At 38.1% G+C, this 14703-nt stretch carries 10 protein-coding genes; 5 read left to right on the top strand and 5 right to left on the bottom strand.

Features of this window, described 5'->3' with window-relative positions:
• Positions 1–16: 16 nt before the first annotated feature.
• The 4 genes from CBW18_RS02620 to CBW18_RS02605 all read right to left on the bottom strand — a co-directional run bounded on the left by CBW18_RS02620 (position 17) and on the right by CBW18_RS02605 (position 5956).
• Positions 17–760, bottom strand: a complete 744-nt coding sequence (locus tag CBW18_RS02620) for a shikimate dehydrogenase (protein WP_088299677.1) — start codon at positions 758–760, stop codon at positions 17–19.
• Positions 761–841: 81 nt separating this feature from the next.
• On the bottom strand, positions 842–1609 hold the full coding sequence (locus tag CBW18_RS02615; RefSeq protein ID WP_088299676.1) for a phosphosulfolactate synthase: 768 nt from the start codon (positions 1607–1609) through the stop codon (positions 842–844).
• Positions 1610–1669: 60 nt separating this feature from the next.
• A complete protein-coding gene (locus tag CBW18_RS02610; RefSeq protein WP_088299675.1) occupies positions 1670–3073 on the bottom strand; it encodes a tetratricopeptide repeat protein in 1404 nt (467 codons plus the stop codon).
• A gap of 369 nt (positions 3074–3442) precedes the next feature.
• Complete coding sequence (locus tag CBW18_RS02605; RefSeq protein WP_088299674.1) at positions 3443–5956, bottom strand: M1 family aminopeptidase; 2514 nt, start codon at positions 5954–5956, stop codon at positions 3443–3445.
• 123 nt (positions 5957–6079) lie between these two features.
• On the opposite strand from CBW18_RS02605, the gene CBW18_RS02600 reads away from it, so the two are divergent.
• Together CBW18_RS02600 and CBW18_RS02595 are read left to right on the top strand one after the other, a co-directional pair.
• Entirely contained in the window at positions 6080–7621 is a 1542-nt protein-coding gene (locus CBW18_RS02600) for an aldehyde dehydrogenase family protein (protein ID WP_088299673.1), read from the top strand.
• A gap of 64 nt (positions 7622–7685) precedes the next feature.
• Positions 7686–8402: a 3-ketoacyl-ACP reductase gene (locus CBW18_RS02595; RefSeq protein WP_088299672.1), complete on the top strand. Its 717-nt coding sequence runs from the start codon at positions 7686–7688 to the stop codon at positions 8400–8402.
• A 60-nt stretch (positions 8403–8462) separates the two neighbouring features.
• Here CBW18_RS02595 and CBW18_RS02590 read toward each other — a convergent pair whose 3' ends face one another.
• Positions 8463–10274, bottom strand: coding sequence for a DUF4153 domain-containing protein (locus CBW18_RS02590; RefSeq protein ID WP_088299671.1), 1812 nt, complete (start codon positions 10272–10274; stop codon positions 8463–8465).
• 131 nt (positions 10275–10405) lie between these two features.
• On the opposite strand from CBW18_RS02590, the gene CBW18_RS02585 reads away from it, so the two are divergent.
• From CBW18_RS02585 to CBW18_RS02575, 3 genes are read left to right on the top strand one after another with little or no spacing between them, the layout of a single operon-like run.
• Complete coding sequence (locus tag CBW18_RS02585; RefSeq protein WP_088299670.1) at positions 10406–13216, top strand: TonB-dependent receptor; 2811 nt, start codon at positions 10406–10408, stop codon at positions 13214–13216.
• Between the two features lie 43 nt (positions 13217–13259).
• Entirely contained in the window at positions 13260–14033 is a 774-nt protein-coding gene (locus CBW18_RS02580; protein WP_088299669.1) for a GLPGLI family protein, read from the top strand.
• A 21-nt stretch (positions 14034–14054) separates the two neighbouring features.
• On the top strand, positions 14055–14624 hold the full coding sequence (locus CBW18_RS02575) for a Crp/Fnr family transcriptional regulator (protein ID WP_088299668.1): 570 nt from the start codon (positions 14055–14057) through the stop codon (positions 14622–14624).
• The last annotated feature ends 79 nt before the right edge of the window (positions 14625–14703 follow it).

Raw genomic sequence — 14703 nt, 5'->3', positions numbered from 1 at the left:
TTAACAGCCATTAAAATTATTTATTCCAGATGTCCCAGGCTTGCTCAGCCTGTTGATGCAACATTTCCAGCCCATTTTTAATTACAGCGCCCCGGGCGGCTGCTTTTGCCAGAAAAGCAGTTTCTAAAGGGTTATACACTAAATCGTAGGCCAGGTGCTGCGGCCCGATCTGCGAATAATCTATTTCCGGATAGGCATCCACATGAGGCAACATTCCCAGCGGGGTGGTATTAATCAGCAAAGTATGGCTGGAGAAAATTTCCGGTGTAACTTCAGCATATAAAATTCCATTTTCAATGGGTTTACGCACCACGGTAAGATAGGCAATACCCAGTTTCTCCAATACATATTTAACCGCTTTAGCTGCTCCGCCATCACCAAATACCAATGCTTTTTTATGGTGTGATTTAAGTAAGGGAACTAAAGACTTTTCGAAGCCAAAGGCATCCGTATTGAAGCCTTTTAAATAAACTTCACCTTCAAGCCGTTTGATAGATATGCAATTTACTGCCCCGATTTTTTCTGCAGCCTCTTCTATCTCATTCAGGAATGTTAAAATGCTTACCTTATGTGGAATGGTAACATTTAAGCCGGCTAATGTCGCATCTGCACTTAATAATTCAGGCAGTGATTGAATCTGTTCAATAGGATAAAGCTCATAGCGATGATTAACAATGCCTTCATTTAAAAATTTCTCTGTGAAATACTTTTTAGAGAAGGAATGAGATAGCGGAAATCCGATTAAGCCGTAAGTTTTCATATTGATATATAAACAGCAAACCTTACAGGTTTTGAAACCTGCAAGGCTTATTTAACTATGCATCCTTATCAGGACTGTAGGTTATTTAGTTTGGTTCAGGAAGTAATCAAAAGTATCACCTCTAAGTCCTAAACGTATGGTTTCTAAAGGGATCACTTCTGCCGGTGCAATATTGCCCAGGTTAACATTTGAGCCGATCAGTTTGATAAACCAAACCTGTTGTTCTTTTTGCGGGGCTTCCCAGATGATGGTTTCTTCCGGAATCTGTGTCAGAATTTCATCTACCAGGCCTTCACGTACTTCGCCACTGCCACGGTAAATTCCTACATTTCCACCTTCGCGTGCTTCTGCAATTACCTTCCAGGAGCCAGCTTCAAGTTCTGCCTGCATTAATTTGATCCATTTGTATGGCGCAAATATTTTAGCTGCATCCTTACTGCCTACCTCAGAAATTACAGTTACCTGTTTAGCCAGTTCGGAAATGTAGCCACATTTCAGGTCATGCTCAATTTCAATGGAACCATCAGATACTTCGGCGTATTCCATTCCGTATTGATCTAGAATGCGTTGATAATCAGTAAACTGATTCCGGATGATAAAGGCCTCAAACAATGTTCCTCCAAAATAAGTAGGAATGCCGGCACTTTTATATAAAGCTAATTTTTCTTTAAGGTTTGGTGTAACGTGAGATGTAGCCCAACCTAATTTTACGATATCTGTATGTACGCCGGCAACTTCGATAAAATCTTCCACCTGGCGAAGGCTTAATCCTTTATCCATAACCATGGTGAGGCCTTTCTGGCGTGGTTTAGCAGGACGTTCAGGAACGTTTAATAATGGGTAATTCATATGCGTACAAAAGTGAAAAAAATTTTGAGATTTATTTGTTAAATTTTTCTCAAAAGGCTTTTACCTGATATATCTGTTAATAACATTAATAATGGCACTGTTATCCTGCAGCTGCGGTAAATACTCAAATAAGATGTAATGCTTATCGGGATCAGTGGTTAAAGCGGTTTCGAGATAACCCAGCGCATCTGCATAATTTCCCATTGCAAACAGGTATGCCACCATGCGGTAGTATAATTCTGCTGCTTCCGGATTATTCTTAATGGCTTCAGCCATTGTTTCTGATGCATCAAGCAATTTCCCTTGTTCATACAATACTGTGCTGAAATCCAGCCAGGCTTCAATATCAAGCGGATTGTATTCCAAAACCTTTTCGTAAGCCGTAATAGATTCTTCAATCTGCCCCAGTTTATAGTAGGCATCAGCCATAGCAAACCAGAAATCAGCATTTTCCGCTTCCAGGTCGATTGCTTTTTTATAAAAATGCAATGATTCAAAATAGCGTTCTTCATGGTTAAGGGTTACGCCAATTCCGAACCAGGCATCAGCCATTTTCGGATCCATTTTCACCGACTTTTTGTAATAGGAGCGGGCTTCGTCCATCTTTTCCAACTTCTCATAACATTCCCCGATGGCGCAATAGGTATCGGCATTGGGCTGTTCATATTCGAAAGTTTGCTTATAAACATCTATGGCCTCATCGTACTTGTCAAGCTGTACCAGGGCATTTCCCTTATTAAAATAAGCCGAGCTGAAATCTTCTTTGATTAAAATTGCATAGTCATAAGCATCTATGGCTTTTTCAAAAAGATTTAATTTATGAAAACTGTTGCCTAGATTGTACCATGCTGCATATGAATAAGGATCGGTATCAATGTACTGCTGATAGAATTTAATACTTTCTTCCTGTTTGTCTAAAACATCATAACAGAAAGCCAGCTCATATAAGCCATCCTGGTTTTCCATATTTTGTTCCAGGCTCAGCTTAATGTAGGTGATGGCACTTTCATAATCGCCCATGCTCTGGTATACATAAGCCATCTGCAATAAAATTTCATCCGTACTTTCGGCTAAGCCCAATGCCTTTTCGTAATTTTCCAGTGCCTCGCTAAAACGCTCGGTATTCTGAAAGATATTACCACGGAGCAGATAAATATCCGGCTCTGATGGTTCCAGTAATTCGGCTTTTTGCAAGGCTAAAAAAGCCTGATCATTATTATTGGTTAAAATATAAAGATGTGCCTGTTTAATTAAAAATACGGTGGCATAAGGATGTTGATTGATGGCATAATCTACCACTTGTAAAGCCTTAACCGGATCATTTTTTTCGATGTAAAAATCTACAATATACTCAAAGGCGCCTGCATCAAAAAAGTACTGATCCTGATTGCGGATCATCTCTTCATAGCGCTCTACCGAACGTTGTGCGTCTTCATTGGATTCAAAAAAGAATTCTTCTTCCATATTTAATTAAATTAAAGAACCGTGCCAATTGGCAGAAAGATACAATATAAGTTTACCAATTTAAATTATTCGGCTAAGAAATAATTATTAACATCAGTTGTTGAAAAAGATGTAAGCAACTGAAAATAAAGCTTATTGTTCCAATTATAAGGTGTGGATAATCAAAATATTTTTTCAACATCGCGGCTCCTTTTCCCTTCTCGTACAAAAATAGCACTAATTTGCCTGACTAAGGTAATGATGAAGTCATGAAAATTAAGCGGTAATATCTTTGGTTGTGGGTACTACACCCTATAAAACCACTGCTTTCAAAGGCCGGCATTAAGCAAAGAAAAAAGGTTGATGATCAGACTCATCAACCTTAATTTTTTATGATTCTTTTCCTAAATCAACAGCTGCTTTTTTGAATATCTCAGCCTGTTTCATCAGGTTCTTTTTATCTTCTCCGCTTGCTGCGCCGGCTTGCTTGGATTTACCCTGGGCCGTAGCTTCATATGCTGATGAAAGTCGTTTATTCAGGTAAGGCTGTAATTTCAGTCTTTCAATGGCATCTTTAATATTTTTAATGCCTTTTTCTGTTACAGCCGGATTGGTATTGGCCCTCAGGTATTGAAAATATTGACCAATCACCGCAAAAACTTTATTCCGGTCGCCCTTATCCATAATGTTTGTATAAAATTCCTGGTGTTCATCTTTCGGATCGCCAATGTAAAGTTCGGCAATCGAAGGCGCAATATGATCTTTTGTATCCTGATCCAATGCTGATAGCGTGCTTATACTTTCCTTAGGGGCAAGTTTTGCCAGACCGCTTATTCCTGCAGCAATCACGCGATAAGATCTGTCCTTTAGGCTTTCGGACATTAAACTTTTATAAGTCTGATCGCCGGTTTCTCCCAATTTGGAAATTGCTGCAGCTCTCACTTCAGTATCCCGGTCTGTTTTTGCCAGCTGTAATAAAACCGGAAGTGCCGCAGCTTTAATTTGGGCATCTTCAAGATTTAAACCGGCGATGCTTAAGGCACGTAAATCGCCTGACGAATCTTTTAGGGCTGCCAATAAAACCTGCTGACCGCTTTTGGCTTTGCTTTGCATAATGAATTGCAGTGCTTCAAGTCTGTTGGCATAACTTGGTGCATTTTTATATTGAAAGTAATAATCTTCAGCCACTTTATTGTCGTTCATTTCGCCAACGATAATTTTATCGGCATCAAAATCAATTAAATCTGGCTTGCTGCTTACGTCAAAAGAAAAAGTCTCTTCACGCTTGTCGATAATAATTTCTTTTCTGATCTTTTTCCCGGCTGCATAGATATCTACTTTAACTGGTAAGGTAAAAGTTTGTACACTTGAATCTTGTGTTTGCTTCACTTTAATAGTGGCCTTTCCATTTTGATAGCCATAATCTATAGCTAAAATGGGGTGGCCGCCATTGTAATACCACTGGTTAAAATAAGGACTCCAGTCTTTGCCGGTCACTTCTTCCATGGCTAATCTCAATTGGTGCGTTTCCCCATTTTTAAATGCGTTGGTGGTTAGGTATTTATTGAGCGATTGATAAAAAGCCGCATCGCCCATTTGATTTTTCAGTGCATATAAAATAACAGATCCTTTTGCGTAGCTCACATTATCAAACATGTCTTCTTTATCTGCATAGTGAAAACGTGCTAAAACAGGACTTTCGCCATTTTTGGTGGAACTGATATAAGATTGAAGTTTTTCATAGCGTAATTTATCTTCGGCATCTTTACCCGCATCGTGTCCTTGCCAGATAATCTCACCAAAAGTGGCAAAAGATTCGTTCATGGTTAAGTTTGACCATGATTCTGCCGTTACATAATCGCCAAACCACTGGTGGAAGAGTTCGTGTGCAATGATGCCTTCTTCGTTTCCATCTAACAATTCGCGATCTGTTTTCTGAATCTGCTCACCGTGTAAAGTTGCCGTGGTATTTTCCATAGCACCCGAAACATAATCTCTGGCCACCACCTGTGCATATTTATTCCAGGGATAATCCAGCCCTAAAGTTTCGCTGTAAAACTTCATCATCTCAGGGGTTTTCCCAAAAATCTGTTTGGCATAAGGTGCGTATTTTGGTTCCAGATAATAGTTAACCTCTTTGCCTTTATAAGTATCTTTAGTGATTTTGAAATCGCCAATGGCCATCATAAAGAGGTAAGGAGAATGCGGCAAGTCCATCTTCCAGGTATCGGTTCTGGTACCATCTGTATTGGGTTTCTGGCTGACCAGTTTTCCGTTGGATAAGGTGGTGTATTTCGATTTAACTGTCATCGAAATTTCCTGGGTAGTTTTTTGGTCTGGCTTATCTATCGTCGGAAACCAGGCTGACGAAGATTCAGTTTCACCTTGTGTCCAGATTTGGGTGGGTTTATCTTTATCCGTACCGTCCGGGTTGATGAAGTATAATCCTTTCGCATCCGTTATGGCTGCACTACCTTTTACTTTTAATTCATCCGGCTTCGCCGTATATGCGATGTAGATGGTATATTTTTCTTGTTTAGTGTATTTTTTATTAAGGTTAATGTATAACTTATTGTTGTTATATACATATTTCAACGGTGTATTTCCTTTGATACCTACTAATGCAACGGTTTTAATATCCATTCCCTGGGCATCAAGGGTAAGGGAGTCTGTCGGGTAAAAATGAGGTTTTAAGGTTACCCATTCTTTTCCGTACAGATAACGTTTGGCATAATCAAAGGAAACATCCAGTTTGGTATGCACCAAATCATTAATTTTAGTGGGGGTAACACGGTAGACAGATAAATTTTCGGGCTTTTCTGTAGGTTTTTCCTGAGCTGAAAGATTACCTGCCACAAAAAAAGTCAGCAACAGCGCACTGCAGGTGAGAAACTTATTATTCATTTTTTATGATTTTATGGGTCTGTTATCTTTAAAACAACATCTAAATTATTGTGATAAAGTAAAGACTCAAATGTACCTGCTTTCTCTTAATTTTTTGTTTTTTTGTGTAAATCGTTTAGTTATATGAAGACAGATATTCAATCCATTTTGGATCAGTTAGGTGTAAAAGCCAATAATGCTGCTTTTAGTACAGGAAGTAATTGGGGTGGCCTTTCCAACATTGAATTGTTGGAAAGTTTTTCTCCTGTAGATGGAAAATTAATTGCTTCTGCCAAGGTTGCCACTGCTGAAGACTATAACCAGGTGGTGGAAAAGGCTCAGCTGGCATTTTCTGAATGGAGAACCGTGCCAGCTCCAAAGCGTGGAGATTTAATCCGGCAGTTTGGTGATGCGTTGAGGATAAATAAGGAAGCTCTGGGCGCACTGGTTTCATACGAAATGGGAAAAAGCTTGCAGGAAGGTTTAGGTGAGGTGCAGGAGATGATTGACATCTGTGATTTTGCAGTAGGCTTATCGCGCCAGTTATATGGCTTAACCATGCATAGTGAACGCCCGAACCACCGCATGTATGAGCAATGGCATCCACTGGGGATTGTAGGCATTATTTCAGCATTTAATTTTCCGGTGGCCGTTTGGAGTTGGAATGCAGCTTTGGCGCTGGTTTGTGGGAATGTTTGCATCTGGAAACCCTCTGAAAAAACACCTTTAACGGCAATTGCCTGTCAGCATATTATTGCTAAAGTTTTTAAGGCCAATGATATAGAAGAAGGCGTTTGCAACCTGGTTTTGGGCGACAAGGTAGTGGGAGAAGCGATGACCCATGATGGCCGTGTGGCCTTAATTTCTGCAACAGGTTCTACCCGGATGGGAAAAGAAGTTGCTGCAGCCGTGGGCGCCCGCCTGGGTAAAACCTTGCTGGAATTGGGAGGTAATAATGCGATTATCATTTCAGAACATGCTGATTTGGATATGAGTTTAATCGGTGCTGTTTTTGGTGCCGTTGGTACAGCTGGTCAGCGTTGTACCTCTACCAGAAGATTGATTATTCAAGAAAGTGTTTATGATACCTTTAAAGAAAAATTAGTGAAGGCTTATGATCAGTTACGGATTGGCGACCCGCTGGATCAAAGTAATCATGTTGGTCCGTTGATTGATCAGGATGCTGTGGCTTCATATCTGGATTCGATTCAGAAATGTAAAGCCGAAGGTGGTCAATTTATCGTGGAAGGTGGTGTGTTAACCGGCGATCATTACAGCAGCGGTTGTTATGTAAAACCCTGTATTGCCGAAGTTAAAAATGACTTCAAAATTGTTCAGCATGAAACTTTTGCGCCGATTTTATACCTGATTAAATATAAAACCTTAGCAGAAGCCATTGCTTTACAAAATGGTGTTCCACAGGGTTTATCTTCAGCAATTATGACCTTGAATTTGAGAGAAGCTGAACTTTTTCTATCTTCAAAAGGATCAGATTGCGGGATTGCGAATGTAAATATAGGTACATCAGGTGCTGAGATTGGTGGTGCTTTTGGAGGTGAAAAGGAAACCGGCGGTGGAAGAGAAAGCGGATCTGATGCCTGGAGGGCTTATATGCGCAGACAAACGAACACAATCAATTATTCGGATACCTTGCCCTTGGCACAAGGGATTAAGTTTGATTTGTAATGAAATGATTTAGGTTAGCGTTACTAACTTTTAAAAAGTTTAACGCCATATTAATAATGTAACAATGGAAAATATATCAGGAAAAAATGCAATCGTTACCGGTGCGGGTAAAGGCATAGGAAAGGCTATTGCCACGGCTTTAGCAAAAGAAGGTGTAAACGTAGCCTTAGTTGGCAGAACGAAAAGTCATTTAGATGAACTGGCAGAAGAGTTAAAGCAATATCACGTAAAAATAGCTGTTGCAACTATGGATGTTAGTGATATCGATTCTGTAAACCATGCCATAGAAACAGTTAAAGGAGCGTTGGGTTTTATTGAAATTTTGATCAATAATGCTGGTGTTGGAAAGTTTGGTAAATTCTTAGAAATGGAAATAGCAGACTGGGAGCGGATTATTCAAACTAACTTAATGGGTACTTATTATGTAACCCGTGCAGTTGTGCCAGAAATGATAGAAAGGCAAACTGGTGAGATTATTAGCATTTCAAGTTCATCAGCATTTAGTCCTGCGGCAGTAACCAGTGCATATTCGGCATCTAAGGCGGCAGTTAATGCTTTTTCTGTTTCATTAATGCAGGAAATGAGAAAACATAACATCAGGGTAACGGCATTATCGCCGAGTACTACGGCAACGGATATGGCTATTGATTTAAAACTGACCGATGGTAATCCTGATAAGGTGATGCAACCAGAAGATATAGCAGAACTGATTATTGCTCAATTGAAGCTTAACAGAAGGGTGTTTGTAAAAGATGCAGCCGTTTGGTCTACCAATCCGTAAAAAAAGAAAAGGGGCTGTTCATTTTTTCCTGATACAGCCCCTTTCCAAAATAGTTTTATACTATAATTTTTTAATCAATAAATGCGCTTCAATATCAAACCAGTTTTTCTGTAAACTACTTCCAGTTTTGTAACCTCTGATTTGACCAATTGTATAAGTAAACTGATAATTCTTCACTATTTTAGAAAAAGTTAGCTTATTGGCAGGCAGGAGAAATTCATTATAATTTTTAGTTGATTTTAATTTTTTAGCTTTCACCAGTTCTACTGATTCCTCAAAAATTTTAGTCAGGTTAATTGCTAATTTGGCTGTATCACCTAGGTTAATGATTAAGTTTTTATCATTAGTACGATCTATTTTTATTTGGATGCCATTGAAAACCTTTTCCGTATTTTCATAGCTATTTATATCCAGCAGGTAATCAAATCCGCTAATCGCAGGGAAATCATGATCGGTACTTAAAAAAGTATATTGGGTATCGGCGGGATAAATATCCTTGTCGTTGATCTTTAAAGTGGAAAAGGCAGTATCCACTTTTATCTTATCTTTGACATATTGATAATCATCTCGACTGTCAATTACATTTTCAATATGAGTCAGGTTTTTTGAAGTAAAAGGCTGCAAAGCGCTTAAGCCATGTTTAGATACGAGATATTTCACCACAGATGGCTTTTCCTTTAGATCCTCGGCCTTTTGAGAGTATAATATCTTCTTGAGCCTTGTAATTTGTGCGTATTTAGAAACAGCAGATGCACTTTGAGGTCCGTAAACTGCAAGCATCGTTAAAATAGCCAGGCTAATGGGAATGAGTTTAATGTTTTGCCTTTTACTAAAGAGAAAGTAAACCGTTATGCAAGTTAGCCATAAGGCAATCAGTATTAGTATGTACCTGCTTTCTGTTATTCCATAAGGTTCAACCCGCTTCCAAACTGCCAATAAAAGGAGTATGATGAGCGGAATCAGCATGCTATAAAAGAAACGCGAGAAAAGTTTTATCCAGCTGTTTCCTTCCTGCTCTTTCATCGGATAAATAAGGAGCAATGATAGAATTCCAAAAACGGCGTAACCAATAATCAGGCTGGAAACCAAACCTTTAGGTAATGACCAACTTACCATGATTTTGATTTCATAAAATAATAAAATCGCCAGGTAAATGGTCATTAGTGGAATAAGTACAAATTGTGTAAATATCTTCAGTCCTTTAGGGTAAGCAGCTTCTTTTTCCAGTTGTTCGAAATTGGTGGGTATACCTGCTAAAAAGAATACCGGACTAAAACCAGCAACTATGATTGCAAAAACAATCATGTATGTTTTCCAATAAATAGCGACATTGAATAAGCCATCTATAGCTACCAGGGCTATTGCTAAACCACCATACAGCACAATAGAATAAAGTGCTGCTGTTAAAAAGCGGAGGAACAACACTTTATTAAATTGCCAGAAGCCATTAATCTGGCCTTTATCCATAAATGGAGAGAAAGCAACAAATAAATGAAAGGCAAATGCCATCAATGCAATTCTTAACTGATCAGCAAAGTTATCTGCAGGATCTAATAAGAAAAAGAGCAACAGGCAACTCAAAACCGCAAAGATCCTGATCAGCCACTTTTTTCCAGGCTTGTATGCCTTTTTTTCTGCCAGTAAATCTAAAGCGAGTGTAAGGGTAAGGCCGAGGTTACTGATTAATATAGCTTTTATCAAAATCTTTTGAAGAGCGGCGTTAAGCAATGAATCTGCACCATAACGGTCAAGATGAATATAATATGTCCAGCATACTGTTGCCACAATAATAAATACGAACTGTAGCGGGAAGCGTTTAACAACAGTTAATAAGTCCTTATAAAGGTGTTGTATAGATGGGAGTTTCATCATTTTAAAATTTGATTAAATATGATTTTTTTAATGATTTAAATATGGTGTGATCATTTTGTTAAAAAAAGTTAAAGCCTATTTTAACTAATTAATTAGTTTTATATTAGAGCACCAAGCTAATCAATTATCTTATGAAACGAACGCTCCTCTGCCTGTGTTTTCTGGTTTTTGTTACTTCCTACCTGAAGGCGCAAATTGTTCACCAGATTAAAGGCCGCACCATTGACACTGCTTCAACTACTTTACTTTCCGGATCTACCATTGCCATGTTAAATGCTAAAGATTCTACGCTGGTGAAATTTACCAGGTCTGCTGAAAACGGCTCCTTTGAAATCAACGGTATTAAAAATGGCAAGTTTATGCTATTGGTTTCTTATCCTAAGTATGCTGATTTTGTTGATCACTTTACCTTAGATTCTACTAAAAAAGACATAGATCTTGGTACGATTAATTTAACCGGAATAGCGAAACTTTTGGCAGATGTAATTATTAAAGGCGAAAAGGCCGCTATTAAAATTAAGGGCGATACTACAGAGTTTAACGCATCAAGTTATAGTATACAACCAAATGATAAAGTGGAAGATTTGTTGAAAAAACTGCCGGGAATACAGGTAGATAAGGATGGGAAAATTACGGCCCAGGGGAAAACCGTACCTAAAGTATTGGTAGATGGAGAGGAGTTTTTTGGTGATGATCCAACCTTGGTAACTAAAAACCTAAGGGCGGATATGGTGGATAAAGTTCAACTTTATGAAAAATCCAGCGATCAGGCAGCCTTCACAGGTGTTGATGATGGGCAAAAAACACAAACCATCAATATAAAACTTAAAGAAGATAAGAAAAGTGGTTACTTCGGAAAGATTGATGCGGGTTATGGTACTAAAGATTTTTATCAGGGCCAGGCATTGTTTAACCGCTTCAAAGCCAAACAAAAGTTCTCTGTTTATGGTACGGCCGCAAATAACGGTACTACGGGTTTGAGTTGGGAAGATGGCAATAAATTAGGTGCGGGTAATAGTAATATGCAAATGAGTGATGATGGAAACATGTGGTTTAGCTATGGGGATGGAGATGAATTAGAAAACGGAAATTATTATGGTGAAGGGATACCCCGGGCCTTAACCGGCGGTGCACATTATGATAATAAATGGAATAGCGATAAGGAGAGTATTAACACCAATTATAAGTTGGGTGCCTTAGGCATCAAAACGACTAAAAATACCCTTAGTCAGAATAATTTACCTGATGGTATTATCAATACAAATACCGATGAAAATTCTGATCGAAATGTGTTCAGGCAGAAAATTGATGCAGTATATACCATCAAACCGGATACCACCAGTAACCTCAAAGTATCAGTAGATGGCCTGCTTAAAAACAGTGATAATATCTCCAGCTTAAATAGTATTGGATTAAGGTGCGACAATTCCAAACTCAACGAAAATAGGCAGTCGAATAGTAACAATGGTAAAGAACAAACATTTAATATCTCTGCCTTTTATAACAAAAAGCTAAAAAAAGCAGGGCGTAATTATTCAGTAAGTCTTAGTCAGAATCTCAATGATCTCAATTCAGATGGTTTTTTAAATTCAGTTGTAGAATATTATGATGAAGCTGGTTTACCTTTAAGAAAGGAAGTTACAGATCAGTTAAAGAAAAACAATACCCAGAGTTCTATTTTTAGTAGCAATTTAACTTACAATGAGCCACTAACAAAATCAATCTCTTTAGTGTTAAATTATGGTTTTGGTATTAATGAAAGTCGTTCTGATCGTAAATCTTTCAATCAATCATCACCTGGAAATTATGATATTCTGGATAAAGAATTCAGCAATGATTTTAAAGCAAGTCAATACCTTAATCAGGGTGGAGCTGTTTTTAACTATAAAAAGCCTAAAACAACTATTAGTTTTGGTAGTAAGGTGAGTGCCGCAAAGTTTGATCAATTTGAGCAACTCTCTAATCAAAGTTATAGCAGAAGTTTCGTAAATTGGTTACCTCAAGCCAGTTACATGTATAAATTCTCCGCTCAAAGGGCTTTTAGGTTCAGTTATAACGGAAGTACAAACCAACCTACCGTTAACCAGTTGCAGCCGGTAAGGGTAAATGATAATCCTTTATATCAACCTCTTGGTAATCCAGATCTGGCACCATCCTTCAATAGTCGATTTAATGCAAGTTATAACGCTTATAAAGTTTTGAGTCAGCAATCAATATACATTAACGGTAGTTTCGGCTTTGTTAACAAAGCAATAGTCAGTAGCACAGAAACAGATGCTTCTGGAAAGACAATAGCGAAATCTGTTAATTTAACAGATAGAACGCCGGTTAATTATAGTGTATATAGCGGGTTCAATAGAAAAGTTAAATTTCTGTTTGATGCCAATATCGGGCTAAATTTAAATGCAAATGGCAATACAAATTATAGCTACGTAAAAAGTCAGTTAAGTGATGTGGTCGAATTAAATCAAATTGTGAGTACCAGCTTTTCTCCTTCATTACAGATTAACAGGTATAAGGATAAGAGTGAAATCTATTTAAACTTTGGTCCGAGTTATCATGCACAGGTAGCCTCGCTTCAAAAAGATCGGGCAAATAAAGGATGGGGGATGCAAGGTTGGGGAGGCTTCAGCTTAACCCTGCCGAAAAAAATCAAACTTCGTGCGGATGGTGAATATACTTACACACCTAAATCGCCAGCTTTTGATACCAGTTTCGAACAGATCATTATCAATGCAGCTGTAACCAAAGGTTTCTTTAAAAATGAAGATCTGAAACTTACCATTCGCGGTAATGATTTATTTAATCAGAACCGGGGTTTCAGGCGGTCTTCCTATTCCAATATGATCACGCAAACAAGCTATAATAATATCAGCCGTTATTTTATGTTCTCCCTGATTTGGGATTTTAATAAAATGGGCGGTGGTGCGCCTCAAAAATAAAATTTGAATGGTAATGATTCAAAATCCTTTTAAAATATTATAAATGAAATTAAAATATACTTTACTGATGCTGGTTTGCACAATGAATAATGCAATGGCGCAAAATGCGAGGTTTGTGAACCAGGGCATTATAGAATTTGAGAAAAAGATCAATGTTTACGCATTGATTCAAGATCAGGCAAAAAAATATCCTGATAACTTTTGGAGTGCACAGGCGCTGGAGCAGTATCAAAAAAATAACCCGCAATTTAAAACTTTGAAAAGTGAGCTTACTTTTAAGAACAACCAAACATTTTTTAATCCGCTGGCAGATGAAAGTGTATCTAACAATTGGTTAGGTAATTTCGCGACGGCAAAGCAGAATAACATTATTTTAAGTAATCTTAAATCAGAAACCAGTATTATTCAAAAATCGGTTTATGAAGAAACTTACCTGGTTAAAGATTCCATCCGCAAAATAAACTGGAAAATAACAGATGAATTCAGAAATATTGCAGGCTATGATTGCAGGCGGGCAAATGCTTTAATGATGGATTCTATTTACGTTGTTGCCTTTTATGCCGATGCCATTCCGGTATCTGGCGGTCCGGAAACCTTTAATGGATTACCAGGTATGATATTAGGCGTAGCCTTGCCGCGTGAACATATTACCTGGTTTGCAACGAAAGTAAAAGATATAGAGGTTACGGATGCACAGCTTAAAGTACCTTCAAAAGGGAAGCTTGTAAATAAAAAACAGTTGAGTGATATTTTAAAGCGTGCGTTAAAGGACTGGGGCAATTATGCCAGTGATATCTTAAAATCTGCAGATATGTAATTCATCTGTATATTCGCTATAATGTATCAATCTTTATTTAGTCATATCAACAGGTTTATAAATTTAAGTGGGGAGGAAGAAGAAATACTGTCGGCTTTGCTCAAATCATTGACAGTTCAAAAGAAATCTTATTTACTGGAACAGGGGCAGGTTTGCAGGGCCAATTATTTTGTGGTAAAAGGATGTTTAAGGTTATATTTTATTGATATCAAAGGTGCAGAACAAACCACGCAGTTTGCCATTGAAAACTGGTGGCTTTCTGACCTGACCAGCTTTCTTTTTCAACAACCTTCTGAGTTTTTTATCCAGGCTGCTGAAACGACTGAAGTTATTGCCATTGAGCACCGCCATTATGAAGAAATGTTTGCTCAATTACCAAAGCTGGAGAGGTATTTCAGGCAGGTATTGCAGAAAAGCCATCAGGCCAGCCAATTGCGGATCAGGTATCTGTACAGCATGACGGCAGAAGAAAGGTATCATCATTTTAACAGATCATTTCCCGAATTTGTACAGCGCATTCCACAATATATGCTGGCTTCATATTTAGGTTTTACACCTGAGTTTTTAAGTAAAATAAGGGTGAAGCGATAATGTTTTACCATTTAAGGCATATTCGGAAATAGTACGTGCTAAGTATATAATGGGTATCCAAAATAGTTGAGCTTATATA

The sequence above is a fragment of the Pedobacter sp. AJM genome (assembly GCF_002197755.1).
Lineage (GTDB): Bacteria > Bacteroidota > Bacteroidia > Sphingobacteriales > Sphingobacteriaceae > Pedobacter.
Note: the sequence above shows the minus strand (reverse complement) of the source record. Positions and strands in the feature narration are given on the sequence as shown.